The organism is Enterobacter cloacae complex sp. SHL021 (genome assembly GCF_049237765.1).
Lineage (GTDB): Bacteria > Pseudomonadota > Gammaproteobacteria > Enterobacterales > Enterobacteriaceae > Enterobacter > Enterobacter cloacae.
Genome location: NZ_JBMKJG010000015.1, coordinates 115,048 through 140,579 on the forward strand (window position 1 = coordinate 115,048; position 25,532 = coordinate 140,579).

Below are 25,532 nucleotides of genomic sequence, written 5' to 3' on the forward strand. Positions count from 1 at the left end.
AGCGGATATGAAAAAATTAGCGGTGGCAGCCCTTATCTTAAGCAGTCTCTCTGGCGGCGCGTATGCGCATGAAGCAGGTGAATTCTTTATTCGTGCCGGTTCGGCAACGGTACGTCCAACTGAAGGTTCTGATAACGTGCTGGGAATGGGCGGCTTCAACGTCAGCAACAACACCCAGTTAGGTTTAACATTCACGTATATGGCGACGGATAACATTGGCGTTGAGCTTCTGGCAGCGACGCCATTCCGTCATCGCGTTGGTTTAGGCCCAACCGGTGATATCGCCACGGTGCATCATCTGCCGCCAACGCTGATGGCGCAGTGGTACTTTGGTGACTCAAGCAGCAAACTGCGCCCCTATATTGGCGCGGGCGTGAACTACACCACCTTCTTTGATGAGAAGTTTAACGATACCGGTAAAGAGGCCGGACTGACCGATCTCAGTCTGAAAGATTCATGGGGCGTGGCAGGACAGGTGGGGATGGACTATCTCATTAACCGCGACTGGTTAATTAACGCCTCGGTCTGGTATATGGATATCGATACTGATGTCCGCTTCAAGGCAGGCGGACAGCAACAAAGCATCAGTACCCGTCTGGATCCATGGGTATTTATGTTCTCTGCGGGTTATCGTTTCTGATTCTACTTTCCGGGACTGGCCAGAACATGGCCAGTCTTTCTACCGGCTTACCTCTACGGTTGCCCCTCCATATTCCAGCGGGCAGAACCCATATCCTGAAACACACGCTCGTCCGTGAAGGGCGGGAAGGTGGCCCGTGTTGCCGCGTCGGCTAAAGCCTGGCAATACGCTTTGTCTCCGCCTTTTATCTCCAGGTTCTGCAATAGCCCGTCGATGGTAAAGTCGAGATGCATGTTGCATCGCTTACCATTCCAGGCGTGCGGATCGGCCAGCGCCGAGTCCAGCGCTTTCTTTATCGCGGCAGCCTGTTGACCATAGATATCCTTATCGGAGACTTTACCGGACTGCTTATAGGAGCACGAGTCGAGAGCGGTTTTCTTCTGACAACCTTCAGGCGCGAGAGGGGCACAGCCCGTTATTGCTGTGGCAAGGCATACCAGCATCACTACTTTTTTCATTGTTAAGTCCGTTTATCGAAAATTTTATTGTACAACGTCTTAAATAAGCCCCGGAATTCCGGGGCTTAAGTTTCTCACCAGCCTCGCTAGCGTACAACCAGCACCGGGCATTTTGCATGGCGTACCACAACCGCCGCGTTTGAACCTAAAAGGTAGGTTGTGATATCCGGTCGATGGGACGCAATGATAATGAGGTCAGCGTTGATACTGTCAGCCAGCTTCAGGATCTGATCTTTAGGCGCACCTGAGATGGCGTGTGTCTCCACACGATCGGCAGGTAAATTGAACTGCTTAACCATCTCTTTGAGCTTCGTAAGGGCTTCCTCCTGAATCTCCGCAAGCTTTGGCATTTCAACCGAATACGCCAGCCCAAGCGATGAATAGTAAGGGAAAGAAGGCACTACCGTCAGAAAATGGATTTTACCGTTACCGATTGCTGCGTTTGCCTGAACATAGGGAATCACCTGTTCGGTCAGACGACTTTCAGAGATATCGACAGGGACTAAAATTGAATTAAACATACCTCACCTCCTGTTTGTTTTTTATCCACTTTAAGTGTAGTGCTACCATTTTCAGTGGCGCTGTATTCGCCATCAAAATGGGAGGTGAGGCAGCTTTTTTGACGGGGGGGACGCCCCCCGTCACCTGGCGGTTTACTTCTGGATAAGATAGCGAATGGTCGGGCCATCCTGCTGAATATCCAGTACGGTGTAACCGTGGTTTTTGGCATCCAGAGGAATGTTGTTGATGGACTGCGGGCAGTCGCTCACCACTTCCAGAATTTCCCCTTTTTGAAGCTGCGGGAGCGCTTCAAGCGTAGCGACAGCCGGGTAAGGACACGGTTCACCGACCATATCAAGGCGGTAGTCAGGCACAATCTCTTTCATGCTGCATTCTCCTGGGGTTCAGGTTTAACCGTGGCACGGCGAAAGAAGCGTTTCTCTTGCGCGACAACCAGTAAAAAAGCGACCAGCAGCAGGGCGTAGGTCACCAGCAGCCCGCCGAGCGGGCCAAACGTGCTGAGCAGATTCACCTTGTCCCAGTTCGTGGCCAGCACCGGAGACAAATCGTCCCAGTACCAGGCCAGCAGGGTGGAGCCGATGACGTTCCCCAGACCTACCCACCAGTAATGCACCTGACCTTCAACCGCGCGGTACATCCAGCCGGTTTCACACCCGCCAGCCAGTACAATTCCGAAGCCAAACAGCAGGCCGCCAATCACCGCGTTCGGACCAGCCCACATGATTTTCGGCTCAACACCCAGCTGCACATAGCTGAAGATGCCAATGGCGCTTACCGCCATACCCGCAATAATCGCTTTGGCCATCATTGTACGGCCGGTGATCCACATATCGCGAAACGCCGAGGTGAAGCAGATCTGCGCACGTTCTATCAGCAGGCCGAAACCGACACCGAACAACATGGCCAGGCCCAGCTTAGGCTGGTTGAGCGCCGTACAGAGCGCCCAGGCGACCATGGCGAAAAAGACCAGCATGCCGAGACGAAAACGACGACGCGCCTGAGAAGGCTTTTGCGTCAGCGGCGAGGCAGCGCTGACCTTCACCATTTTGACCGGAATGCGGAACAGCGGCAGGAGGGTAAACTTCGCGCCAAAGTAAGAGCCAATCGCCGTGGCGACAGCAAAAAACCAGGCGTGCAGCGAAAACTGTGGAATACCGGTAAAGAAAGCGGCCAGGTTACACCCCATCGCCAGACGGGCGCCGAATCCGGCAATCATACCGCCGACAATCGCCTGCATAACGCGTATCCGGCTTTTAGGCATTCGCAACTTAACGTTGTTAGCCCACAGCGCGGCGGCAAAACAGCCCCCGAACATGCCGATAATCATCATACCGTCGATGCGGGTCAGCGGCGTGCCGTCCAGATGAATAAGCTTATAGTAACCCCACTCCTCGGTATGTACGCCAGCGAGCTGCAGCAGTTGCCCACCCCAGCGGGTGAATTCGCCGGTAACGGCCCAGAAGGTGCCGGTAATGCCGAAATAGTAGGTGGAAAGGATCCCCGCCGCGATGACGGCCGGTACTGGTGACCAGAACTTAACCAGGTAAGTCTGTTTGAAGTATTGCCATGACATGAGTAAGCCTCTGAACTCAGAAGGTTTAAAGCCGAAAAGAGACCAAATCATACGCTTACGGCAAGGTTTGAAAAGCCATTCACGCCGAAAATATCGATGGGATCAATTTTGGCGTAACGCTTAAGTGATAGCGGGAATATAAGAGGAAGACCGTCTGGCTGAGTCGCCAGACGGTGGAAGGATCAGGCTTTACGCGTTGCGGCTTTCATCGCCGTAACAAATGCTTTGAGTTCAGCCAGCATCTGCTCGGGTTTGTCCACGTTCTTCTCAATGATTTTGACGATAGCAGAGCCGGAGATCGCGCCTGCCGCTTTTGCGTCAATTGCCGCCGTAACCTGATCCGGGGATGAAATCCCGAATCCCTGCAGCGGAGGTGCTGCGTGGTATTCAGCCAGTTTTTCTACCAGATGATGCAGCGGCAGCGCGGCTTTGTTTTCAGCACCCGTCACGCCCGCGCGGGAGAGCAGGTAGGTGTAACCACGGCCGTAAGAGGCAATCTGGCGCAGCAGTTCGTCATCCGCGTTTGGCGGGCAGATGAAAATCGGCGCTACGTTGTGACGCATAGCCGCCTGGCGGAATGGTGCAGACTCTTCAACCGGGACGTCGGCCACCAGCACGGAGTCAACGCCGACCCGCGCGCACTCGGCATAAAATTCGTCGATTCCGCGGTTAAACACCAGGTTGGCATACATCAGCAGGCCAATCGGAATGGTCGGGTGCTTCTGACGGATCGCGGCCAGCATCTCAAAACATTGCGTTGGGGTCACGCCCGCGGCAAAGGCACGCAGGGTGGCGTTCTGAATGGTCGGGCCATCCGCCAGAGGGTCAGAGAAGGGGATCCCCAGCTCCAGCGCATCGGCACCGGCTTCAATCAGGGTGTCGATAATTTTTAGCGACTGCTCCGGGCCCGGATCGCCCAGCGTGACGAAGGGAACGAACGCGCCTTCCTGGCGGGATTTCAGTTGTGCAAATGCGTTATCGTAGCGTTCCATCAGATTTCCCCTCGTGCTTTCAGAATATCGTGAACGGTGAAGATATCTTTATCACCGCGACCGGAAAGGTTAACGACCAGCAGTTGCTCTTTTTCCGGGGTTTCTTTCATCATTTTCAGCGCATGCGCCAGAGCATGCGAAGACTCCAGTGCCGGGATGATCCCTTCGCTGCGGCACAGCGTCTTAAACGCTTCCAGCGCTTCGTCATCGGTGATGGAGACGTAGTCCGCGCGTCCGGTGCTGTTCAGGAACGCATGCTGTGGCCCGACGGACGGGAAATCCAGACCGGCAGAGATGGAGTACGACTCTTCAATCTGACCTTCATCGGTCTGCATCATCGGCGCTTTCATGCCGAAGTAGATCCCCACGCGGCCATGTTTCAGCGGAGCGCCGTGCTCACCGGTTTCAATCCCGTGACCCGCTGGCTCCACGCCGATCAGGCCAACACGGGTTTCGTCGATAAAATCAGCGAACATCCCGATGGCGTTTGATCCCCCGCCCACGCAGGCAATCACCGCGTCCGGCAGACGGCCTTCTTTTTCAAGGATCTGCGCTTTGGTCTCTTCGCCAATCATGCGCTGGAATTCACGCACGATAGTCGGGAACGGGTGCGGGCCAGCGGCCGTGCCGAGCATGTAGTGCGCGGTTTCATAGCTACCAGACCAGTCGCGCAGCGCTTCGTTACAGGCATCTTTCAGCGTGGCTGAACCACTGTGAACCGGGATCACTTCTGCGCCCATCAGACGCATACGGAATACGTTCGGAGACTGACGCTCAACGTCTTTCGCCCCCATATAGATACGGCATTTCAGGCCAAGCAGGGCGCTTGCCAGTGCTGATGCCACGCCGTGCTGACCCGCGCCGGTTTCGGCGATGATCTCGGTTTTGCCCATCCGTTTTGCCAGCAGCGCCTGTCCTAACACCTGGTTGGTTTTATGCGCGCCGCCGTGCAGCAGGTCTTCACGCTTGAGGTACAGCGTGGTTTTGGTGCCGGCAGTCAGGTTACGGCATTTGGTCAGCGCTGTTGGACGGCCCGCGTAGTTTTTCAGCAGGTCGGTAAATTCAGCCTGAAACGCTGGATCTTTCTGTGCGCTCACAAACGCTTCTTCCAGCTGGCGCAGTGCGGGCATCAGGATCTGCGGAACGTACATCCCGCCGAACTCACCAAAATACGGGTTAAGTAATGTCGTCATTTTTTCTTCCTTAATATGCACGCAGAGTTTTAAATACCGAGGCCAGCTTACTGGCATCTTTGATGCCCGGTTGCGACTCTACGCCTGAATTGAAATCGAGGCCCGCGCAGCCGGTTTTGGCTGCTTCCACACAGTTATCCGGGCTAAGTCCACCCGCCAGCAGGACATTGTCCAGCGCTTCGCCGTTCAGCAGTGACCAGTCAAAACGCTGGCCTGTACCGCCCTGGCCGTTATCGAGCACGTATTTATCAACATGATTCAGGTTACGTGCTGGCAGGGTGCTGCCCACGCTCTGCGCTTTCCAGATCTGAACCTGAGGAGCCAGCCCGGCACGCAGGGCATCGATGTATGCCTGATCTTCATCACCGTGCAGTTGTACTGCACTAAGGGATAACGCTTCGGCTTTTGCCGTAACGTCCGCAATATCAGCGTTACGGAAGACGCCCACATAGCTGAGTGGGGCTGCCGCTATCACCTTGCGTGCCTGTTCATCGCTCACTGCACGCGGTGAGGAGCCCACAAAGATCAACCCGCCGTAAATAGCCCCCGCCTCATAGGCGGCCTGGGCATCCTGTTCGCGGGTTAAGCCGCACACTTTGTTTTCACCCAACAGCACCCGACGCACTGCGGCATTGAGATCGTCATGTGCCATCATCGCGGAGCCAATCAGGAAACCGTTGGCAAAGTGACTCAGCTCACGCACCTGGGCGTAGCTGTTGATCCCGGATTCACTGATAACAGTCACGCCAGAGCCCAGACGCGGTGCCAGCTGACGCGTACGATTCAGGTCAATTGACAGATCGCGCAGATCGCGGTTGTTAATCCCGACCACTTTCGCCTGCAGTGCAATGGCTCGCTCCAGCTCTTCTTCGTTGCTCACCTCGGTCAGCACGCCCATGTTGAGGCTGTGCGCCACCGCAGCCAGCTGGCGATACTGCTCGTCGTCGAGCACCGAGAGCATCAGCAGGCAGGCGTCAGCCTGGTAAAAACGCGCCAGCCAGATCTGATACGGGTCGATAATAAAGTCTTTGCACAGAATCGGTTGCGGCGCGATGCTGCTGACAACAGGCAGAAAATCGAAGCTGCCCTGGAAATATTTCTCATCCGTCAGCACAGAGATCGCCGACGCATGATGCTTATAAATACCGGCAATACGCGCCGGATCGAAATCCTCACGGATAACGCCTTTCGACGGGGAGGCTTTCTTGCACTCAAGAATAAATGCGGTGCGCGCGCCCTGCAGGGCATCATAGAAACGACGGCTGCTTGGGACGACGTCGTTCTGAAAACTGGCAAGCGGCTGCTGCGCTTTGCGGGCTTCCACCCAGATGGCCTTATCGGCAACGATTTTCGCTAAAACGGTCTGCATTCTTTACCCTCTTGCCGCAAGTGCGGTAACGCGATCGTAAGCTGCACCAGAGCGCAGTACGTCCAGAACTTTTTGTGCGTTGGCTTTGAGATCCTCTTCGCCGTGCAATCGCATCAGCATGGCGACGTTGGCTGCCACGGCTGCCTCATGGGCGACCTCTCCCTTACCTTGTAATAAGCGCGTGAGAATGTCACGGTTTTCTTCCGGCGTGCCGCCTGCCAGCGCCTCCTGATGATACGGCGTTAAACCAAAGTCGGCGGCTTCCAGCTGGTAGCTCAGGATTTCGCCATTGCGCAGTTCCGCGACGAGAGTTGGCGCGTGAAGGGACACTTCATCCATTCCCCCGCTGTGAACTACTGCCGCGCGCTGATAACCGAGCACGCGCAGGGTTTCGGCAATTGGCAGAACCAGTTCCGGGCTGTAAACACCAATCAGCGCCAGCGGCGGGTGCGCCGGGTTGATCAGCGGCCCCAGTACGTTAAACAGCGTGCGTGTTTTGAGTTGCTGACGAACCGGCATCGCATGGCGGAAACCGGTGTGATACTTCGGCGCAAACAGGAAGCAGACGCCCAGATCGTCCAGCGCTTCACGGGAGCGTTCGGCGTTCATATCCAGGTTAATACCGAAGGCAGCCAGCAAATCGGACGAGCCCGAGCGGCTGGAGACACTGCGGTTACCGTGTTTCGCCACCTTCAGGCCACACGCCGCGGCCACGAAGGCACTGGCGGTGGAGATATTGATGCTATTGCTGCCATCGCCCCCGGTGCCGACGATATCCGCAAACTGATAATCCGGGCGCGGGAAGGGGGCGGCATTTTCCAGCAGGGCCGTGGCGGCACCGGCGATTTCTTGCGGGCTTTCGCCGCGCACTTTCATGCTAACCAGTGCGGCCGCCAGCTGTTCAGGTTTCAGCTCACCGCGAACCACGGCAGAAAAGAGCTGGTGGCTCTCCTGCTGGCTCAGGGTCTGCGCCTGATACAGCTTTTCCAGAATCGGTTGCAGCGTGTTGGTCTGCTCCAGTTTCTGCAACGCCCAGTCCAGCGTCTGCTCCAGCAGTCGCGCGCCATGGGTCGTGAGAATCGACTCCGGATGGAACTGCATGCCGCAGACGCGATCCGCATCGTGACGCACGGCCATTACCATCCCTTCAAACGACGCGTTAATGGTCAGCCCGGCCGGGATGTTGCTGCCCACCAGGGAGTGATAGCGCGCAACCGGCAGCGGATTTGGCAGGACGGCAAACATCGCCTGGCCGTCATGTTCAATGCTGGAGGCTTTGCCGTGCAGGATCTCACCTGCCTGACCCACGTAGCCGCCATAGGCTTCCACAATCGCCTGGTGACCCAGGCAGATACCGATAATCGGCAGTTTACCGCGCATACGGGTCAGCAGCTCCGGCATACAGCCCGCTTCACTGGGGGCTCCTGGGCCAGGAGAGAGCATCAGCACCGGGTTTTGCATGGTTGCCAGACGGTCTATCAGCGTCTGTGCCGGAACATGGTTACGATAGATAACGACGTTGTGACCATTCGCACGCAGCTGATCTGCCAGGTTATAGGTAAAAGAGTCGATGTTATCGAGCAGCAGAATGTCAGCCATCAGAAAATCTCCTGTGCGTGATGTGCGGTAGCAATGGCGCGCAATACCGCGCGGGCTTTACTGCGGGTTTCGTCAGCTTCAGACTGCGGAACAGAATCCAGAACAATCCCTGCGCCTGCCTGCACGGTAGCGATACCGTCCTCAACGTAGGCGGAGCGGATCACAATGCAGGTATCCAGATCGCCATGGGCGGTGAAGTAGCCCACTGCACCACCGTAACTGCCGCGACGGCGCCCTTCAGCCGCCGCGATCAGCTGCATGGCGCGAACTTTCGGCGCGCCGCTCAGCGTGCCCATGTTCATACAGGCGCGGTAGGCGTGAAGCACGTCGAGGTCGCTACGCAGTTCGCCCACCACGCGGGATACCAGATGCATAACAAACGAGTAGCGGTCGACCTTGGTTAAGTCCGCCACGTAGCGGCTGCCAGGGGTACAAATGCGCGCCAGGTCGTTACGGGCCAGATCAACCAGCATCAGATGCTCGGAGAGCTCTTTATGGTCGGTACGCATTTCCAGCTCAATACGGCTGTCGAGATCGCGATCCAGCGAGCCATCGGCTCGACGGCCGCGTGGCCGGGTTCCGGCAATCGGGTAGATCTCAATCTGGCGGCTGGTGGCGTCATATTTCAGTGAACTTTCAGGGGATGCGCCAAACAGGGTGAAATCATTGTCCTGCATAAAGAACATGTACGGGCTTGGGTTGCTCTTTTTCAGCACGTCATAGGCCGCGAGCGGCGACGGGCAGGGCAGAGAGAAACGACGGGAAGGAACAACCTGGAAAATTTCTCCGGCGCGAATCGCTTTTTGCATCTGGCGAACCACGGCACCGTACTGATCGTCGCTCTGATTAACCTCACAGGTCATTTTCTCGACACGATGTACAGGGAGCGCAGGCGGCGCTTCGGTCATTTGTTGCTGCAACTGCTCAATACGCTGCTCAAGGCGTTTTTTCTCTGTCGCGGATGGCGTGAAGAGGCTTGCCTGAATACGGGTGTTTTTTTTCTGGTGGTCGATCACCAGTAAGGTTTCGGCCAGGTAGAAGCAGTAGTCGGGGCAGCGGTTACCCTGTTCAATGTCCGGTAAATCTTCGAACCCGGCCACCAGGTCGTAAGCAAACAGCCCGCCAAAGAACATTGCTTCGCGTTCATCTTCCGGCACGGTGACCAGATTTTGCAGCAGACGGAAGGCATCAAAAACGGAAAGAGAGCACAGGCGCGCGTCTTCGTCCAGCAGCTGGCTCACCGGCGGGAAGTGCAGAACGCGCATTTCAGGATGGTGTTCATTTTCAATACCAGCAGGCAGGCTCACATCCAGTAACGGCAGCAGAGCCGCACCGTTATCCGATAACGCTTTGATAGTGACAGTGTCACCTAACGCCGTAATGCGCAGCGCGCTGTCCACCAACAGCAGGCTCTTGAGATCGTCTTTGCTGTCAATATCGGCGGATTCCAGTAACAACGTGGCTGGACGCGCACCGCAGACCTGATGAAACAGCGCGGTTGGGTTGTGGCGATAGGCCGCCTCGCTGGTCAGCAATTCGAGGTGTGGTTTGGCTGTTTGCATTATGTTGTTCTCATTTATTCTGTTCAAAAAAAAGCCCGCTGATGAGCGGGCGGGTATCTGTTTGCTGTACGCAGACGTGTGACACTGCCCGGGAATCAGGAAGTGCGCCACCAACCGTGCAGAGTGAAATGTGCAGTCATTTTCAGATACCTTTCTCGTGTGAACTTTCGTACTAGTTAACTAGTTCGATGGCGTGTTGTCAACCCTTGATTTCAGAATTTCGTGGCAAGTCGGTATCATGGGCTTTTAAGATGTCTCTAACCTGTGACGGGAAGTGCTTTGAGCGATACCACCTACGCCGTAATTTATGATTTACACAGCCATACCCAGGCCTCCGATGGTCTGCTGACGCCCGAAGCGTTGGTGCATCGTGCCGTTGAAATGCGGGTTGGCACGCTGGCCATAACCGATCACGATACAACCGATGCCATTCCAGCCGCGCGCGCCGAGATTGCCCGCAGTGGTCTGGCACTCAAACTGGTTCCTGGCGTCGAGATATCGACCGTCTGGGAGAATCACGAAATCCATATTGTTGGCCTGAACATTGATATAGACCATCCGGTAATGTGTGCGTTTTTGCAAGAACAAAAAACGCGCCGCAACCAGCGCGCAGAAATGATCGCTGAACGTCTGGAAAAGGCGCATATTCCGGGCGCACTGGAAGGGGCACAAAGGCTGGCAAACGGGGGCGCGGTAACGCGCGGTCATTTTGCCCGTTTTCTGGTTGAGGCCGGCAAGGCCACAACGATAGCGGATGTCTTTAAACGCTATCTGGCTCGCGGGAAAACCGGATATGTTCCGCCACAGTGGTGTACAATAAAACAAGCTATTGATGTGATTCATCATTCTGGCGGTAAGGCCGTGCTGGCCCATCCGGGGCGGTATAATCTTTCTGCTAAATGGCTGAAAAGACTGCTGGCGCATTTTGCCGAATGCGGTGGCGAGGCGATGGAAGTCGCCCAGTGTCAGCAGGCGCCCAACGAGCGTTCGCAGCTTGCGACCTACGCCCGCCAGTTTGGTTTGCTGGCGTCACAAGGCTCAGATTTTCATCAGCCCTGTGCGTGGATAGAACTGGGACGCAAGCTTTGGTTACCCGCAGGCGTTGAGCCTGTCTGGCAGCTCTGGGAACAGCCACAGCAACTTGAAGAGAGGGAAGTATGAGTCAGTTTTTCTATATTCATCCGGATAATCCGCAGCCGCGCCTGATCAATCAGGCCGTGGAGATCGTGCGTAAAGGGGGCGTTATCGTCTACCCGACGGATTCGGGTTATGCGCTGGGCTGTAAGATTGAAGATAAAGCGGCGATGGAGCGTATTTGCCGTATTCGCCAGTTGCCGGACGGTCACAACTTTACCCTGATGTGCCGGGATCTCTCTGAGCTATCGACCTATGCTTATGTCGATAACGTGGCATTTCGTCTGATTAAAAATAACACGCCGGGCAACTACACCTTCATCCTGAAAGGGACGAAAGAGGTTCCGCGCCGTCTGTTACAGGAAAAGCGCAAAACCATCGGGATGCGTGTGCCGTCTAACCCGATTGCCCAGGCCTTGCTGGAAACGCTGGGTGAGCCGATGCTCTCAACCTCGCTGATGCTGCCCGGCAGTGAATTCACCGAGTCCGATCCGGAAGAGATCAAAGACCGTCTGGAAAAGGTGGTTGAGCTGATTATTCATGGCGGTTACCTCGGTCAGCAGCCGACCACGGTTGTCGATTTAACGGAAGATGCACCGGAAGTGATTCGCGAAGGCGTTGGCGATGTTAAGCCTTTCTTGTAAAGGTGTAAGCAGCTATACTACGCGGCCATCAAATCAGGGCATAGCCCTGGTTTGACCTGATTCGACGCCTGTGAAGGCGCACAAGATAAATATTAAATCATTTATAATCAATGAGTTAATCTCTTTTGATTAGTGGTTGTTACCAGCTTGTGTGACAGCTATTAGTCACATCTCGATTCCCATCATGAATTTACACCTTTTCCTTCGTTTTTTGCTTAACGACTCCGTATGTTGCTGTATCGCAAACGGGGCTTTATGGCTTCTATTGTCTAAAATCAGGGAAAAGGGGCAAAGGCTGGATATCTCCAGCCTTTGCCGGTCATCTCACTTTTTTGAAGATGAGCAGGATCAGAGGGATGCATACAGCGAAACCAATGATAGAGGCTAAAGCCGAATCAGAGTGATTTTGCGAGAGCTCCTTAACAAACCAGGTGCATTGAGAAGGGGTAAATTCTCCGCCTTGGCTCATTGTCTCTGAAAAGTTAAGAGCGAAGACAAGATCGAAATAAAGCACGATAACGTAATACGCTACGCAGATCAGCGCGATACTCATCCACCTGATCCAGAACTTCTTATTCATCATCGTAAGTGCTTCCCAATGAACCGCCAACTGTACCGCCTGAGTATGGGGATGTTGAGCCTGCAACAGCAGCGGAATCGGCAGCAGCTTGTTGAATTTTTGCACTCCCTCCCATTGGTTGAGGGCTATTTTTCTCGGTGTTAGGGTACTGCTGTTTGAATGTATTAGTCATTTCGACAACGAGCATTGAGGAGAAGTCTGCACTCTTTGATTCAAGATAACTTTGCAGTGATACCGGAATAGTAAAATCTTCTTCTATGTTGATTGGTAGCTGTGTTGTCGTGGATGTGTAACCGTGATCGAATAACTTTGAGCCAGCAAACTTGATCCCCTCAACTGAGTGGGTGGTACAGTTGCTACCAGTCACATCATACTTATCAATCGTGCGGCCTCTTCGCTTTGTACCGTCTTGCATGTTTGGCGTTTGAATTGGTGCTACACCGCCAATCCAAAGGTTTTCGAAGAATTTACGGGTTCTTTTGGAATCTGCATCATCAATGCGGAAAGCGCGAGCACCCATTTCATAAAGTTCGTATCGGTAATACTTACGCGCATCTTCATCTTGGAAAAAGTCTAAAATTCCATCCCCAGTGAAGGTACTTTTATCAGTACGCCCATAGCGTCCATAGGTGTAGAGATAAATGCTGTTATTCTCATGCACCGAAACGAAAGCATGACCTGCACTTGTTGTTTCAGTCCAGAGGTAAACGCCGTTAAGTAGCGGGTTATCTTCTGGCTTGCAGGTGTCAGCAAAGCTATTTTGCTTCTTCGCTGCCTGTGCATGTTGTTCAGGATCTGACTGTGGGAGAAATGTTGATGTAAGGATCTCTTCTGTGATACCTGAATGTTTCAACGAAGAGAGAGTATCTTGTTCATAACAGTCAGGAATAGTAGGGATGAACCTGGCCTTACACGGACAGGAACTGACGCTGTCCAGTGTTCCCGCCAGTCTTCTTCCATCGTCCCACGTGTCAGATGTGCCTCCTAATATTTTATATGTCCCCGGATGATTGCCGCATGAAACCAGGTCACCTTCCCGCGCTCCGGCTACACCATACCAACTTAGCGTTTCATCCCCGGTCAGTATCTTCCCTCTGCAGGTAGTCGGGTCACCCTCCCGAAGGTAAAAACCCATTGCCATAAATCCCTCTATTCTTAATGGAAATTAACGAGGTGACTATTTTACATACAATTACTTCATGGGCAATAATGGTCGAACTAAAGTAAAATTGTATCAAAGGCTCGTTCACTCTTTTCGGACAAAAGGGATGTTTCGGGAAACCGGGTTCATAACCAATGAGTCCTGGCCCAGACTATCAGCAGCCAGACTTAAACAAATGAAACGTGAAGAAGCATTCCTTTCGAAGTTAATGTAATATGCCGGGTCACGTTTATGCGGGTGTACTAAATGAGACACCCTTTAATGTAATAAGTACTTACATGACAATGAGATGCTTTTTAAGTTAGCTCATTATTTCATAAAGTACACCAGACGCCTGTGAAGGCGACACCTGAGGAAGCTCAATGAGCGAGAAGTTACAGAAAGTGCTGGCGCGTGCCGGCCACGGCTCACGCCGTGAAATCGAAGCCATTATTGAAGCCGGACGCGTGAGTGTGGACGGTAAAATCGCCACGCTCGGTGACCGCGTAGAAATCGTGCCGGGGCTTAAAATCCGTATCGACGGTCATCTTATCTCGGTTAAAGAATCTGCTGAGCAGATCTGCCGCGTGCTGGCGTACTACAAGCCGGAAGGTGAACTGTGTACGCGCAACGACCCGGAAGGTCGCCCGACGGTATTTGACCGTCTGCCTAAACTGCGTGGCGCACGCTGGATTGCCGTGGGGCGTCTGGATGTGAACACCTGCGGTCTGCTGCTATTCACAACGGATGGTGAGCTGGCAAACCGTCTGATGCACCCAAGTCGTGAAGTGGAACGCGAATACGCCGTACGCGTGTTCGGCCAGGTTGATGAGAACAAACTGCGCGATCTGTCGCGTGGCGTTCAGCTGGAAGACGGTCCTGCAGCGTTCAAAACCATCAAATTTACCGGTGGTGAAGGGATCAACCAGTGGTACAACGTTACCCTGACCGAAGGCCGTAACCGTGAGGTTCGTCGTCTGTGGGAAGCGGTGGGCGTGCAGGTTAGCCGTCTGATCCGTGTCCGTTACGGCGATATTCTGCTGCCAAAAGGTCTGCCACGTGGTGGCTATACCGAACTGGACCTGACGCAGACCAACTACCTGCGTGAACTGGTGGGACTGGCGCCAGAAACCACTTCCAAAGTGGCGGTGGAGAAAGATCGTCGTCGCATGAAGGCGAACCAGATCCGTCGTGCGGTGAAACGCCACAGCCTGGTGAACAATAATCGCCGCGCTGGCAGCCGTAATAACAACGGTTAAAAATAAAAGCCCGGTTAATATCACCGGGCTTTTTTATCAGTAATCAATGCCGATTTGCGCTTTGATACCGGCATCAAAAGCATGTTTAACCGGACGCAATTCGCTGACGGTATCCGCTAATTCCAGAATATCCCGATGACAGCCGCGGCCTGTGACGATCACCGTCTGATGCGCCGGGCGATTCCTGAGTGCCTCCAGTACGGCGTCCAGCGGCAGATAGTCGTAGGCGACCATATAGGTGATCTCATCCAGTAACACCATGTTCAGGGCCGGATCCGCCAGCATTCGTTTTGCATGCTCCCATACCGCGAGGCAGGCCGCGGTGTCGGTTTCCCGGTTTTGGGTATCCCACGTAAAGCCTGTCGCCATCACCTTGAACTCAACCCCGTGCGGTTCAAGTAAGTTACGTTCACCGTTGGGCCATTCCCCTTTAATGAACTGAATGACACCCACTTTCTGCCCGTGACCAACGGCGCGCGTGGCGGTACCAAAGGCAGCGGTGGTTTTGCCTTTGCCGTTGCCGGTAAACACGATGATGATCCCGCGTTCATCCTGCGCAGCGGCGACACGGGCATCAACCTGTTCTTTCAGGCGCTGCTGACGTTGCTGGTGACGTTCTTCACTCATTGCGAAATCCCGGGTTTACGGCCTGGCTGGGCATCAAAGGTCATCCCTGTTTTACGGCGGCTGTCATCGCCCATCAGCCAGAGATAGAGCGGCATAATATCTGCCGGGGTTTTAAGCTTCTGTGGATCTTCCGTCGGGAAGGCGCTGGCGCGCATTTTGGTACGCGTTCCGCCTGGGTTAATGCAGTTCACGCGCAGATGACGGCTCTGATACTCCTCCGCCAGCACCTGCATCATCCCTTCGGTCGCGAATTTTGAGACCGCATACGCTCCCCAGTTTGCGCGGCCTTCGCGCCCTACGCTGGAGGAGGTGAACACCAGCGAACCGGAATCAGATTTGAGTAATAAAGGAAGCAGTGCCTGGGTCAGGAAAAAGGTGCCGTTGATATTGACCTGCATGACCTGCTGCCAGATTTCAGGATCCTGTTCATCCATCGGGCGAACCTCCCCAAGCAAGCCGGCATTGTGCAGTACGCCATCCAGCCGTGGGTAGTGGGTGCTGATGCGGTGGGCAAGCTCCTGGCACGTTTCAGGGGTACAGGTGAGCAGATCCAGCGTGTACCAGCGGGCAGGAATGCCACCGGCGGCGTCAATCTCCTGAGCCACTCCTTTGAGTTTTTCTTCGTTACGGCCAATGAGAATTACGCTCGCGCCATAGTCAGCGTAGGTCAGTGCCGCTTCGCGGCCAATGCCATCGCTGGCACCAGTGACCAGAATGATGCGGTTCTGCAGCAGATTTTTTTGCGGTTGATAATGCACGGTGACTCCTCGGCGCACAGTGATGCAAAGACGCCTTATTGTGTGACTTTTCGGCTTTATGCCCGAATTAGCATGAGAATTCAATCAGTCTACAGGACGCATCGCTGTAAAATTAACAATTTGCAAATATTTAAACCAGAATCGGGGGATTCCTGAAGACGGCTCGCAGAGGTAATGTCACGAGCGAGACGCATGGGCAGGGCTGTTGTACACTGCCGTGAAAGATTCGTGGTTAAATCAAGGTGGAACGCGTGGAATTACTTTCTCAATATGGGTTGTTTTTGGCAAAGATCGCGACGGTGGTGATTGCCATTGCGGTAGTGGCCGTTCTGATTGTTAACCTGACGCAGCGCAAACGTCAGCGTGGTGAGTTACGCATTACCCGCCTGAGCGAGCAGTATAAAGAGATGCAGGAAGAGATGTCGCTGACCCTGCTTGACAGCCATCAACAGAAACTGTGGCACAAGGCGCAGAAGAAAAAGCATAAGCAGGACGCCAAAGCGGCAAAAGCCAAAGCGAAGCTTAACGCGCCGGAGGAAACCTCAACCCCGCGTGTCTATGTGCTCGATTTTAAAGGCAGCATGGATGCCCATGAAGTCTCTTCCCTGCGTGAAGAAGTCACCGCCGTGCTTGCCGTGGCTAAACCGCAGGATCAGGTGGTTGTCCGTCTTGAGAGTCCGGGTGGGGTCGTTCATGGTTATGGGCTGGCGGCTTCGCAGCTACAGCGTCTGCGTGAAAAACAGATCCCGCTGACGGTTGCCGTGGATAAAGTCGCGGCGAGTGGTGGCTATATGATGGCCTGCGTGGCGGATAAAATTGTTGCGGCGCCGTTTTCTATTATTGGCTCCATCGGGGTGGTTGCGCAAATCCCGAACTTTAACCGCTTCCTGAAAAACAAAGAGATCGACATTGAATTGCATACGGCGGGTCAGTACAAACGTACCCTGACGCTGCTGGGGGAGAACACGGAAGAAGGACGTCAGAAATTCCGCGAAGATCTCAATGAAACCCATCACCTCTTTAAAGACTTTGTGCACCGTATGCGCCCGGCGCTTGATATTGACCAGGTGGCAACAGGGGAGCACTGGTACGGTACGCAGGCGCAGGAAAAAGGGCTGGTGGATGAAGTGGGCACCAGTGACGACCTGCTGTTGAATCTGATGGAAGGGCGCGAACTGGTTGGCGTGCGCTTTACTCAGCGTAAGCGACTGCTTGACCGCTTTACGAACAGCGCGGCCGAAAGCGCGGATCGCCTGCTGCTCCGCTGGTTGCAACGCGGACAAAAACCGCTGCTGTAAACAAAAACGCGAGGCCAGTGCCTCGCGTTTTGCGTTAATCGACCAGATGATATTTCTCTGAAAGCGTGTGCGCCAGGTATTTAAACATATTGAATACGGCGGTGCTTTTCGGGGTGGGTAACCCTTGTTCGTCAAGGAAGTATTCGCCGCTGAATACCAGCACGCCGTTACGTTGTTCCACGCCGGTCGCTTCAATGCCCGCCAGGGTATCTTCATGGTCACGAATCAGCTTATTTGCTTCGATAAGCAGAGAGGCTCGATCAATGGGTTGGGTTGTATTCTGCATAATCCACTCCTTAAACAGTGACAATAGTCTACGCCGGGGGCGCTTTGGGGGCAAATTTTCCCTGTAATGTGAGGGGGTAAGGTGCCGTGACCTGGCTGGCAGGATTTGCTTTTGCATGCTAATAAAGTTGCGTAACGAATTTTATCAGGTAGAGTGTGCGCTTTCGTCATTCTGGCAACAGAATTGCTTGACATTCGACCGGGAATTCGTCACGAATTACATCCGATGTGAGAAAAATACCCGATAACTCAATCACCTGGGCGTTAACGCTTTAACGTTCAGTAAGACAAAGGGGTTGATATCCCCTGACGCAGTCGCAATATCAATGGCTCATCGTCAGTGGAAGGGAAATCAACATGCGGCGTATTCCTGGAAGAATTAAATTAGGTAAAGGTGAATATGGGTAAAGCTCTCGTCATCGTTGAGTCCCCGGCAAAAGCCAAAACGATCAATAAGTATCTGGGTAATGACTACGTGGTTAAGTCCAGCGTCGGTCACATCCGCGATTTGCCGACCAGTGGCTCAGCCAGCAAAAAGAGCGCAGACTCTACCTCCACCAAAGGGGCTAAAAAGCCTAAAAAGGATGAACGTAGCGCGCTTGTCAACCGTATGGGTGTTAACCCATGGCATAACTGGGATGCACACTATGAAGTGCTGCCCGGCAAAGAAAAAGTCGTTAACGAGCTGAAGCAGCTTGCTGAAAAAGCAGACCACATTTATCTCGCAACCGACCTTGACCGCGAAGGGGAAGCCATTGCCTGGCACCTGCGGGAAGTGATCGGGGGTGACGACAAACGCTACAGCCGTGTAGTGTTTAACGAAATTACGAAGAATGCGATTCGCCAGGCGTTTGAGAAGCCGGGTGAACTGAACATCGACCGCGTAAACGCGCAGCAGGCACGCCGTTTTATGGACCGTGTCGTGGGTTACATGGTCTCTCCACTGCTGTGGAAAAAGATTGCCCGCGGTCTGTCCGCAGGGCGTGTGCAGTCCGTTGCTGTGCGTCTGGTTGTTGAACGTGAGCGTGAGATCAAAGCCTTCGTCCCGGAAGAGTTCTGGGAAGTGGATGCCAATGTCACCACGCCGGGTGGAGATGCGCTGCCGCTGCAGGTGAGTCATCAGAATGACAAACCGTTCCGTCCTGAAAATCGTGAACAGACCATGGCGGCCGTGGCGCTGCTGGAAAAAGCGCGCTACCAGGTTCTGGAGCGTGAAGACAAACCGACCAGCAGCAAACCTGGCGCACCGTTTATTACGTCTACGCTGCAACAGGCTGCCAGCACGCGCCTGGGTTATGGCGTGAAGAAAACCATGATGATGGCCCAGCGTCTGTATGAAGCGGGTTATATCACCTATATGCGTACTGACTCGACAAACCTGAGCCAGGATGCCGTCAACATGGTGCGCGGTTACATCAGTGACAACTTCGGTAAGAAATACCTGCCAGCGAGTGAAAACCAGTACGCCAGCAAGGAGAACTCACAGGAAGCGCACGAAGCCATTCGTCCTTCTGACGTCTCCGTATTAGCCGAATCGCTGAAAGATATGGAAGCCGATGCCCAGAAGCTGTATCAGCTTATCTGGCGTCAGTTCGTGGCGTGTCAGATGACACCAGCACAGTATGACTCCACTACTCTGACCGTTGGTGCGGGTGATTTCCGCCTGAAAGCGCGTGGCCGTATCCTGCGCTTCGATGGCTGGACTAAAGTGATGCCTGCGCTGCGTAAGGGTGATGAAGACAGAACTCTGCCTGCGGTAAACAAAGGGGATGAGCTCTCTCTGGTTGATCTCGTGCCTGCCCAGCACTTCACCAAGCCGCCAGCGCGTTTCAGCGAAGCGTCTCTGGTTAAAGAGCTGGAAAAACGCGGTATTGGCCGTCCGTCCACCTATGCGTCGATTATTTCGACCATTCAGGACCGCGGTTACGTTCGTGTTGAAAACCGTCGTTTCTATGCGGAAAAAATGGGTGAGATCGTCACTGACCGCCTGGAAGCCAACTTCCGCGAACTGATGAACTACGACTTCACCGCGCAAATGGAAGACAGCCTCGATCAGGTTGCCAGCCATCAGGCCGAGTGGAAAAAGGTTCTCGACAGCTTCTTCAGCGACTTTACCAACCAGCTTGAAAAAGCGGAAAAAGATCCTGAAGAGGGGGGCATGCTGCCGAATCAGATGGTCCTGACCAGCATCGACTGCCCAACCTGCGGCCGTAAAATGGGGATCCGTACTGCCACCACTGGCGTTTTCCTCGGCTGTTCTGGCTATGCGCTGCCGCCGAAAGAACGCTGCAAAACCACCATTAACCTGGTACCTGAGAACGAAGTGCTCAACGTGCTGGAAGGTGATGATGCGGAAACCAACGCCCTGCGTGCAAAACGTCGCTGTAAGAAATGCGGCACCGCGATGGACAGCTACCTCATCGATCCAAAACGTAAATTGCACGTCTGCGGTAATAACCCGACCTGCGATGGATATGAGATCGAAGAGGGTGAGTTCCGCATTAAAGGTTACGACGGTCCTATCGTTGAGTGTGAGAAGTGTGGTTCTGAGATGCACCTGAAAATGGGGCGCTTCGGTAAATACATGGCATGTACCAACGACGAGTGTAAGAACACGCGTAAAATCCTGCGTAACGGTGAAGTCGCGCCGCCGAAGGAAGATCCGGTTCCGCTGCCAGAGTTGCCGTGCGAGAAGTCCGACGCTTACTTCGTGCTGCGTGATGGTGCTGCCGGCGTGTTCCTTGCGGCAAACACCTTCCCTAAATCGCGCGAAACCCGCGCGCCACTGGTGGAAGAGTTGTACCGTTTCCGCGACCGCCTGCCTGAGAAACTGCGCTACCTGGCCGATGCGCCACAGCAGGATCCGGAAGGCAATAAAACCGTTGTGCGTTTTAGCCGTAAAACGAAGCAGCAGTATGTTGCGGCAGAGAAAGAGGGTAAGGCGACCGGCTGGTCAGCATTCTTTGTGGATGGCAAATGGGTTGAAGGTAAGAAATAATCCTTCCTTACCGTAACTTACGTGTGAAAGGGCCGGACTTCCGGCCCTTTTTTATTACCTTGTTATTATTTTTTGTTCCGTACTATACAGTCAGGCTATAAATGATATAGTGGTTATAGTTAACCCTTTTCTTATTATCAAATCGTCTTAAGCGATTGACCGCATGCGCTAAATCGGATGGTCTGGCATGAAATTACAGCAGCTTCGTTATATTGTTGAGGTGGTAAACCACAACCTTAACGTCTCTTCTACCGCTGAGGGGCTATATACCTCTCAGCCGGGTATCAGCAAGCAGGTCCGCATGCTGGAAGATGAGTTAGGTATTCAGATTTTTGCTCGTAGCGGTAAACACCTCACCCAGGTGACGCCAGCAGGGCAGGAGATTATCCGCATCGCGCGGGAGGTCCTCTCTAAAGTCGACGCCATTAAATCGGTGGCGGGAGAGCATACCTGGCCGGATAAAGGGTCGCTGTATATTGCCACCACCCATACCCAGGCACGCTATGCGCTGCCGGGCGTTATTAAGGGCTTTATTGAGCGCTATCCACGCGTCTCTCTCCATATGCATCAGGGCTCGCCGACGCAAATCGCTGAGGCGGTTTCGAAGGGTAATGCGGACTTTGCTATCGCAACCGAAGCGCTGCATCTGTATGACGATCTGGTTATGCTGCCGTGCTATCACTGGAACCGTTCTATTGTCGTCACGCCCGATCACCCGTTAGCCGGTAAAGGGTCGGTCACTATTGAAGAGCTGGCGCAATATCCCTTAGTGACATATACCTTCGGCTTTACCGGGCGCTCCGAGCTTGACACTGCATTCAATCGTGCAGGATTAACGCCGCGTATCGTCTTCACCGCAACCGATGCTGACGTAATTAAGACCTACGTGCGGCTTGGACTGGGGGTAGGGGTGATTGCCAGCATGGCGGTTGATCCCGTATCCGACCCTGACCTCGTGCGTCTTGATGCGCATGATATTTTCAGCCATAGCACCACTAAGATTGGTTTCCGTCGCAGTACCTTCCTGCGTAGCTATATGTATGATTTCATTCAGCGCTTTGCCCCACATTTAACGCGCGACGTGGTCGATACGGCAGTGGCATTACGTTCAAATGAAGATATCGAAGAGATGTTTAAAGACATCAAACTTCCGGCAAAATAATCACTCCCGGTATCTTTCCGTCCAGGAAAGATACCGAAATAACCTCTCAAAGCTAAATTAGAATTATCATCATCTGCACTTAACTGCCGTATAATGTCATTAACCATTTATTCAGTGTGGTTATAATGTCGTGAATTGGCGACAAAAGTAGAACTAATTTTTGGCTTCGCAAATATTTCCTTTCAAATATTTATTTCTGGTCAAAAGAATGAATATTTCCCATCAATAGATACGTAAATTCACTGGCTTTTCGGCTAAAGTTTCTTTAGGATTTATCTCAACAGATGATTAATTGTACCAATTGTTTGGTCTCTAAATGATAAGCGATATCGATTGTATGAGGTTAGCAATGCCTTCAGGAAGTGAAGAACCGCAAAGGGATCCTGCGCTCAAGCGTAAAGCCTGGCTGGCGGTCTTTCTCGTCTCCGCCTTGTTTTGGGTGGTGGTTGCTTTCCTGGCCTGGAACTATTGGGGTTGAATATGGCAGTGACAGTACGTACAGAAACAGTTAAACAGATGTGTCAGCTTCGTGACAGGGGCCACAAAGTGCGCAAAGCACCTGCCACTGCCGTACCCGCGTCCTGGAAACTGACGCCGCAACAGCAAGCGTTTATTGATGTGTTCGCAGAAGACGAACCCAAAAAACAATAATTTACTTAATTGCGTAATGATGCAAATAGTCTGAATAAAGGCTCAATGCATTTGTACTCTTTAATAAATACACATCAGCAATATTGAACTGAGGGCAGACCTCGGAACCTTTAATAAATAATGCCTGGTGTCCCTATGATGAATAACATGATGTCTATGAAATACTGGTCATGGCTCGGCGTTTTTTCCGCGTCGATTCTGTTCTGGTCACAGCTTATCTGGCTGGCCCTCCACTAAATCGTAAAACCTCGCTACGGCGGGGTTTTTTGTTTTCTCCCCCGCACTGGAACATTCCTGGATTTATCATTTCGGGTTGTTATCAAAACGTTACGACATCTTTGTGTTATCTTTAATTACAGCCCTGATGATTGTCAGGACATCTCTGTAATTAAGGAGGAGCTTATGTCGGTAACCCTACGCGAAGCCAGTAAGGACACATTACAGGCAGAAAATAAAACCTGGCACTACTACAGCCTGCCGCTGGCAGCCAGGACGCTTGGGGACATTTCGCGTTTACCCAAATCCTTGAAAGTTTTACTGGAAAACCTCTTACGCTGGCAGGACGGTGATTCCGTCACCCTTGAAGATATCCAGGCGCTGGCAGGGTGGCTTAAGCATGCCCATGCTGACAGAGAAATTGCCTATCGACCGGCAAGGGTTCTGATGCAGGACTTTACCGGGGTCCCTGCTGTGGTTGACCTTGCGGCAATGCGCGAAGCGGTGAAGCGCCTTGGCGGCGATACTGCTAAAGTGAATCCGCTCTCTCCCGTTGATCTCGTTATCGACCACTCTGTCACCGTGGACCACTTTGGTGACGACGATGCCTTTGGCGAAAACGTACGTCTGGAAATGGAGCGTAACCACGAACGTTACGTCTTTCTGAAGTGGGGGCAGCAGGCCTTTAGCCGCTTTAGCGTCGTTCCGCCCGGTACGGGTATCTGCCACCAGGTGAATCTTGAATACCTGGGCAAAGCGGTCTGGAGTGAATTGCAGGATAAAGAGTGGGTGGCCTATCCGGATACTCTGGTGGGCACCGATTCGCATACCACCATGATTAACGGCCTGGGCGTTCTGGGCTGGGGCGTTGGCGGAATTGAAGCCGAAGCGGCCATGCTTGGCCAGCCGGTATCGATGCTGATCCCTGATGTGGTGGGCTTTAAGCTTACCGGCAAACTGTCGGAAGGCATTACTGCCACCGACCTGGTACTTACCGTCACGCAGATGCTGCGTAAGCATGGTGTGGTGGGTAAATTTGTCGAATTCTACGGTGACGGGCTGGATTCATTGCCGCTTGCCGACCGTGCCACCATCGCCAACATGGCGCCGGAGTATGGCGCAACCTGCGGCTTTTTCCCCATCGATACTGTCACGCTGGAATATATGCGCCTGAGTGGCCGTAGCGAAGAGCAGGTGGCGCTGGTTGAAGCGTATACCAAAGCGCAGGGGATGTGGCGTAACCCGGGCGATGAACCGGTATTTACCAGCACACTTGAACTGGATATGGGAACCGTCGAGGCGAGCCTGGCGGGGCCAAAACGTCCGCAGGATCGGGTGGCGTTGAGTGACGTACCGAAAGCCTTTGCCGCCAGTAATGAACTGGAGGTTAACACGGCGAAAAAAGACCACCGCCCAATCGACTATGTCCTGAACGGACATCAGTATCAGCTTCCGGATGGTGCGGTTGTCATTGCAGCCATAACCTCCTGTACAAATACGTCGAACCCCAGCGTGCTGATGGCGGCCGGTCTGCTGGCGAAGAAAGCGGTAGAGCTGGGGCTTAAGCCACAGCCGTGGGTAAAAGCCTCTCTGGCACCGGGCTCCAAAGTGGTTTCAGATTACCTTGCACAGGCCAGATTAACGCCGTATCTGGATGAGCTGGGCTTTAACCTGGTGGGGTACGGTTGCACCACCTGTATCGGGAACTCGGGTCCGTTACCTGAACCGATTGAGATGGCGATCAAGCAGGGCGATCTCACCGTCGGGGCCGTTCTCTCCGGTAACCGAAACTTTGAAGGCCGTATTCATCCGCTGGTCAAGACCAACTGGCTGGCGTCTCCACCGCTGGTTGTGGCATACGCTCTGGCCGGGAATATGAATATCAACCTGGTCACCGATCCGATTGGCCACGATCGCAAGAATGATCCGGTCTATCTGAAGGATATCTGGCCATCTGCCCGGGAAATTGCATTGGCCGTAGAGAAAGTTTCTACCGAAATGTTCCGCAAAGAGTATGCGGAGGTGTTTGAAGGTACGCCGGAATGGAAGGCCATCGACGTCGTGGGTTCAGATACCTATGACTGGCAGGACGATTCGACCTATATCCGCCTGTCGCCGTTCTTCGATGAGATGCTGGCTGAACCTGCACCGCTGCAGGATATCCACGGCGCGCGCATTCTGGCGATGCTGGGAGACTCTGTCACCACGGACCACATTTCGCCGGCGGGAAGCATCAAAGCCGACAGTCCAGCAGGCCGTTACCTGCAGAGTCGGGGTGTGGAGCGCCGGGATTTCAACTCCTACGGCTCGCGTCGTGGTAACCATGAAGTGATGATGCGCGGCACGTTTGCCAATATCCGTATCCGCAATGAAATGGTGCCGGGCGTGGAAGGGGGCATGACGCGACATTTGCCGGGGAGCGACGTGATCTCAATTTATGACGCCGCCGTCAAATACCAGCAGGAAGGCACGCCGCTGGCGGTTATCGCCGGGAAAGAGTACGGCTCTGGCTCCAGCCGTGACTGGGCGGCCAAAGGCCCGCGTCTGCTTGGGGTTCGGGTGGTGATTGCCGAATCGTTTGAACGTATCCACCGTTCAAACCTGATAGGGATGGGGATCCTGCCACTCGAATTCCCGCAGGGCGTCACCCGTAAAACGCTGGGCCTCACCGGGGAAGAGCTGATTGACATCAGCGGCCTGCAAAATCTGCAGCCGGGTAAAACGGTGCCGGTGAAATTAATGCGCGCAGACGGTAAAACAGAGGTGCTCGACTGCCGGTGTCGTATCGATACGGCAACAGAACTCACCTATTACCAGAACGACGGCATTCTACATTACGTGATTCGTAAGATGCTGGACTGATGGAGCCAG

At 53.6% G+C, this 25,532-nt stretch carries 25 protein-coding genes and 1 other annotated feature; of the genes, 10 read left to right on the plus strand and 15 right to left on the minus strand.

The annotated features are described in order from the left end of the window. The first annotated feature begins 7 nt into the window (after positions 1–7). On the plus strand, positions 8–640 hold the full coding sequence (ompW, locus tag ACOTZF_RS16260; RefSeq protein ID WP_013096285.1) for an outer membrane protein OmpW: 633 nt from the start codon (positions 8–10) through the stop codon (positions 638–640). Between the two features lie 53 nt (positions 641–693). On the opposite strand, the gene ACOTZF_RS16265 is transcribed toward ompW, so the two are convergent. The 10 genes from ACOTZF_RS16265 to trpL form a co-directional block, all read right to left on the minus strand. Continuing rightward, positions 694–1,098, minus strand: a complete 405-nt coding sequence (locus ACOTZF_RS16265) for a cell envelope integrity TolA C-terminal domain-containing protein (RefSeq protein WP_023620264.1) — start codon at positions 1,096–1,098, stop codon at positions 694–696. An 86-nt stretch (positions 1,099–1,184) separates the two neighbouring features. Next, positions 1,185–1,619 (minus strand): universal stress protein UspF, encoded by a 435-nt coding sequence (gene uspF / locus ACOTZF_RS16270; protein WP_013096287.1) that lies wholly within the window; start codon positions 1,617–1,619, stop codon positions 1,185–1,187. 132 nt (positions 1,620–1,751) lie between these two features. After that, on the minus strand, positions 1,752–1,985 hold the full coding sequence (yedF, locus tag ACOTZF_RS16275; RefSeq protein ID WP_013096288.1) for a sulfurtransferase-like selenium metabolism protein YedF: 234 nt from the start codon (positions 1,983–1,985) through the stop codon (positions 1,752–1,754). After that, positions 1,982–3,193: a selenium metabolism membrane protein YedE/FdhT gene (yedE, locus tag ACOTZF_RS16280; protein ID WP_038985406.1), complete on the minus strand. Its 1,212-nt coding sequence runs from the start codon at positions 3,191–3,193 to the stop codon at positions 1,982–1,984. Before yedE ends, yedF begins: the two co-directional genes overlap by 4 nt. A gap of 182 nt (positions 3,194–3,375) precedes the next feature. Beyond that, the gene (gene trpA / locus ACOTZF_RS16285; RefSeq protein WP_038419688.1) at positions 3,376–4,185 is read right to left on the minus strand and encodes a tryptophan synthase subunit alpha; all 810 of its coding nucleotides are present in this window, start codon (positions 4,183–4,185) and stop codon (positions 3,376–3,378) included. Continuing rightward, positions 4,185–5,378 (minus strand): tryptophan synthase subunit beta, encoded by a 1,194-nt coding sequence (gene trpB / locus ACOTZF_RS16290; RefSeq protein WP_038985407.1) that lies wholly within the window; start codon positions 5,376–5,378, stop codon positions 4,185–4,187. Before trpB ends, trpA begins: the two co-directional genes overlap by 1 nt. Before the next feature lie 10 nt (positions 5,379–5,388). Beyond that, the gene (trpCF, locus tag ACOTZF_RS16295; RefSeq protein WP_038985412.1) at positions 5,389–6,747 is read right to left on the minus strand and encodes a bifunctional indole-3-glycerol-phosphate synthase TrpC/phosphoribosylanthranilate isomerase TrpF; all 1,359 of its coding nucleotides are present in this window, start codon (positions 6,745–6,747) and stop codon (positions 5,389–5,391) included. A gap of 3 nt (positions 6,748–6,750) precedes the next feature. Next, positions 6,751–8,346, minus strand: coding sequence for a bifunctional anthranilate synthase glutamate amidotransferase component TrpG/anthranilate phosphoribosyltransferase TrpD (gene trpD / locus ACOTZF_RS16300; protein ID WP_129317579.1), 1,596 nt, complete (start codon positions 8,344–8,346; stop codon positions 6,751–6,753). Beyond that, entirely contained in the window at positions 8,346–9,908 is a 1,563-nt protein-coding gene (locus ACOTZF_RS16305) for an anthranilate synthase component 1 (protein WP_038985413.1), read from the minus strand. Before ACOTZF_RS16305 ends, trpD begins: the two co-directional genes overlap by 1 nt. Before the next feature lie 25 nt (positions 9,909–9,933). Further along, positions 9,934–10,027, minus strand: a sequence feature (Trp leader region). Then, positions 10,004–10,048: a trp operon leader peptide gene (gene trpL, locus ACOTZF_RS16310; protein ID WP_106993556.1), complete on the minus strand. Its 45-nt coding sequence runs from the start codon at positions 10,046–10,048 to the stop codon at positions 10,004–10,006. Its footprint overlaps the feature before it by 24 nt. A gap of 139 nt (positions 10,049–10,187) precedes the next feature. On the opposite strand from trpL, the gene rnm reads away from it, so the two are divergent. Further along, complete coding sequence (gene rnm / locus ACOTZF_RS16315) at positions 10,188–11,069, plus strand: RNase RNM (protein ID WP_013096361.1); 882 nt, start codon at positions 10,188–10,190, stop codon at positions 11,067–11,069. Further along, positions 11,066–11,686, plus strand: coding sequence for an L-threonylcarbamoyladenylate synthase (locus ACOTZF_RS16320; RefSeq protein ID WP_013096362.1), 621 nt, complete (start codon positions 11,066–11,068; stop codon positions 11,684–11,686). Before rnm ends, ACOTZF_RS16320 begins: the two co-directional genes overlap by 4 nt. A 319-nt stretch (positions 11,687–12,005) precedes the next feature. On the opposite strand, the gene ACOTZF_RS16325 is transcribed toward ACOTZF_RS16320, so the two are convergent. Beyond that, positions 12,006–12,269 carry a hypothetical protein gene (locus ACOTZF_RS16325; RefSeq protein WP_038985416.1) on the minus strand — a complete coding sequence of 88 codons (264 nt, stop codon included), beginning with the start codon at positions 12,267–12,269 and terminating at the stop codon, positions 12,006–12,008. After that, the gene (locus tag ACOTZF_RS16330; protein WP_038985418.1) at positions 12,259–13,407 is read right to left on the minus strand and encodes a PAAR domain-containing protein; all 1,149 of its coding nucleotides are present in this window, start codon (positions 13,405–13,407) and stop codon (positions 12,259–12,261) included. The genes ACOTZF_RS16325 and ACOTZF_RS16330 overlap by 11 nt, the downstream gene beginning before the upstream one ends. A 383-nt stretch (positions 13,408–13,790) precedes the next feature. Here ACOTZF_RS16330 and rluB point away from each other — a divergent pair, with 383 nt between their 5' ends. Next, positions 13,791–14,666, plus strand: coding sequence for a 23S rRNA pseudouridine(2605) synthase RluB (gene rluB / locus ACOTZF_RS16335; RefSeq protein WP_038985420.1), 876 nt, complete (start codon positions 13,791–13,793; stop codon positions 14,664–14,666). Between the two features lie 36 nt (positions 14,667–14,702). On the opposite strand, the gene cobO is transcribed toward rluB, so the two are convergent. Together cobO and ACOTZF_RS16345 are read right to left on the minus strand one after the other, a co-directional pair. Beyond that, positions 14,703–15,293 (minus strand): cob(I)yrinic acid a,c-diamide adenosyltransferase, encoded by a 591-nt coding sequence (cobO, locus tag ACOTZF_RS16340; protein ID WP_062934599.1) that lies wholly within the window; start codon positions 15,291–15,293, stop codon positions 14,703–14,705. Then, positions 15,290–16,051: a YciK family oxidoreductase gene (locus ACOTZF_RS16345; protein ID WP_023620279.1), complete on the minus strand. Its 762-nt coding sequence runs from the start codon at positions 16,049–16,051 to the stop codon at positions 15,290–15,292. Before ACOTZF_RS16345 ends, cobO begins: the two co-directional genes overlap by 4 nt. 251 nt (positions 16,052–16,302) lie before the next feature. Here ACOTZF_RS16345 and sohB point away from each other — a divergent pair, with 251 nt between their 5' ends. Continuing rightward, positions 16,303–17,349: a protease SohB gene (gene sohB / locus ACOTZF_RS16350; protein WP_038985421.1), complete on the plus strand. Its 1,047-nt coding sequence runs from the start codon at positions 16,303–16,305 to the stop codon at positions 17,347–17,349. Between the two features lie 34 nt (positions 17,350–17,383). On the opposite strand, the gene ACOTZF_RS16355 is transcribed toward sohB, so the two are convergent. After that, positions 17,384–17,635 (minus strand): YciN family protein, encoded by a 252-nt coding sequence (locus ACOTZF_RS16355; protein WP_003856804.1) that lies wholly within the window; start codon positions 17,633–17,635, stop codon positions 17,384–17,386. Between the two features lie 399 nt (positions 17,636–18,034). Here ACOTZF_RS16355 and topA point away from each other — a divergent pair, with 399 nt between their 5' ends. From topA to acnA, 5 genes are all read left to right on the plus strand, one after another. Next, positions 18,035–20,632, plus strand: a complete 2,598-nt coding sequence (gene topA / locus ACOTZF_RS16360; RefSeq protein WP_129251825.1) for a type I DNA topoisomerase — start codon at positions 18,035–18,037, stop codon at positions 20,630–20,632. Between the two features lie 187 nt (positions 20,633–20,819). Next, complete coding sequence (gene cysB / locus ACOTZF_RS16365; protein ID WP_006175683.1) at positions 20,820–21,794, plus strand: HTH-type transcriptional regulator CysB; 975 nt, start codon at positions 20,820–20,822, stop codon at positions 21,792–21,794. 337 nt (positions 21,795–22,131) lie between these two features. Beyond that, positions 22,132–22,272, plus strand: a complete 141-nt coding sequence (locus tag ACOTZF_RS16370; protein ID WP_213382645.1) for a YmiA family putative membrane protein — start codon at positions 22,132–22,134, stop codon at positions 22,270–22,272. 311 nt (positions 22,273–22,583) lie between these two features. Then, positions 22,584–22,682, plus strand: a complete 99-nt coding sequence (ymiC, locus tag ACOTZF_RS16375; RefSeq protein WP_044159376.1) for a small membrane protein YmiC — start codon at positions 22,584–22,586, stop codon at positions 22,680–22,682. Between the two features lie 165 nt (positions 22,683–22,847). Further along, positions 22,848–25,523 carry an aconitate hydratase AcnA gene (gene acnA, locus ACOTZF_RS16380; protein WP_129251823.1) on the plus strand — a complete coding sequence of 892 codons (2,676 nt, stop codon included), beginning with the start codon at positions 22,848–22,850 and terminating at the stop codon, positions 25,521–25,523. Positions 25,524–25,532: the final 9 nt, after the last annotated feature.

What these genes read in the sequence shown, in the direction of transcription:
- ACOTZF_RS16305 (WP_038985413.1), bottom strand. Translation starts at nt 9,908, where the DNA reads ATGCAAACAGCCAAACCACACCTCGAATTGCTGACCAGCGAGGCGGCC.
- cysB (WP_006175683.1), top strand. Translation starts at nt 20,820, where the DNA reads ATGAAATTACAGCAGCTTCGTTATATTGTTGAGGTGGTAAACCACAAC.
- uspF (WP_013096287.1), bottom strand. Translation starts at nt 1,619, where the DNA reads ATGTTTAATTCAATTTTAGTCCCTGTCGATATCTCTGAAAGTCGTCTG.
- trpD (WP_129317579.1), bottom strand. Translation starts at nt 8,346, where the DNA reads ATGGCTGACATTCTGCTGCTCGATAACATCGACTCTTTTACCTATAAC.
- topA (WP_129251825.1), top strand. Translation starts at nt 18,035, where the DNA reads ATGGGTAAAGCTCTCGTCATCGTTGAGTCCCCGGCAAAAGCCAAAACG.
- trpCF (WP_038985412.1), bottom strand. Translation starts at nt 6,747, where the DNA reads ATGCAGACCGTTTTAGCGAAAATCGTTGCCGATAAGGCCATCTGGGTG.
- yedF (WP_013096288.1), bottom strand. Translation starts at nt 1,985, where the DNA reads ATGAAAGAGATTGTGCCTGACTACCGCCTTGATATGGTCGGTGAACCG.
- ACOTZF_RS16370 (WP_213382645.1), top strand. Translation starts at nt 22,132, where the DNA reads ATGAGGTTAGCAATGCCTTCAGGAAGTGAAGAACCGCAAAGGGATCCT.
- acnA (WP_129251823.1), top strand. Translation starts at nt 22,848, where the DNA reads ATGTCGGTAACCCTACGCGAAGCCAGTAAGGACACATTACAGGCAGAA.
- ACOTZF_RS16325 (WP_038985416.1), bottom strand. Translation starts at nt 12,269, where the DNA reads ATGATGAATAAGAAGTTCTGGATCAGGTGGATGAGTATCGCGCTGATC.
- ACOTZF_RS16265 (WP_023620264.1), bottom strand. Translation starts at nt 1,098, where the DNA reads ATGAAAAAAGTAGTGATGCTGGTATGCCTTGCCACAGCAATAACGGGC.
- ACOTZF_RS16330 (WP_038985418.1), bottom strand. Translation starts at nt 13,407, where the DNA reads ATGGCAATGGGTTTTTACCTTCGGGAGGGTGACCCGACTACCTGCAGA.
- ACOTZF_RS16320 (WP_013096362.1), top strand. Translation starts at nt 11,066, where the DNA reads ATGAGTCAGTTTTTCTATATTCATCCGGATAATCCGCAGCCGCGCCTG.
- ompW (WP_013096285.1), top strand. Translation starts at nt 8, where the DNA reads ATGAAAAAATTAGCGGTGGCAGCCCTTATCTTAAGCAGTCTCTCTGGC.
- ymiC (WP_044159376.1), top strand. Translation starts at nt 22,584, where the DNA reads ATGAATAACATGATGTCTATGAAATACTGGTCATGGCTCGGCGTTTTT.
- yedE (WP_038985406.1), bottom strand. Translation starts at nt 3,193, where the DNA reads ATGTCATGGCAATACTTCAAACAGACTTACCTGGTTAAGTTCTGGTCA.
- rluB (WP_038985420.1), top strand. Translation starts at nt 13,791, where the DNA reads ATGAGCGAGAAGTTACAGAAAGTGCTGGCGCGTGCCGGCCACGGCTCA.
- trpA (WP_038419688.1), bottom strand. Translation starts at nt 4,185, where the DNA reads ATGGAACGCTACGATAACGCATTTGCACAACTGAAATCCCGCCAGGAA.
- cobO (WP_062934599.1), bottom strand. Translation starts at nt 15,293, where the DNA reads ATGAGTGAAGAACGTCACCAGCAACGTCAGCAGCGCCTGAAAGAACAG.
- trpB (WP_038985407.1), bottom strand. Translation starts at nt 5,378, where the DNA reads ATGACGACATTACTTAACCCGTATTTTGGTGAGTTCGGCGGGATGTAC.
- ACOTZF_RS16355 (WP_003856804.1), bottom strand. Translation starts at nt 17,635, where the DNA reads ATGCAGAATACAACCCAACCCATTGATCGAGCCTCTCTGCTTATCGAA.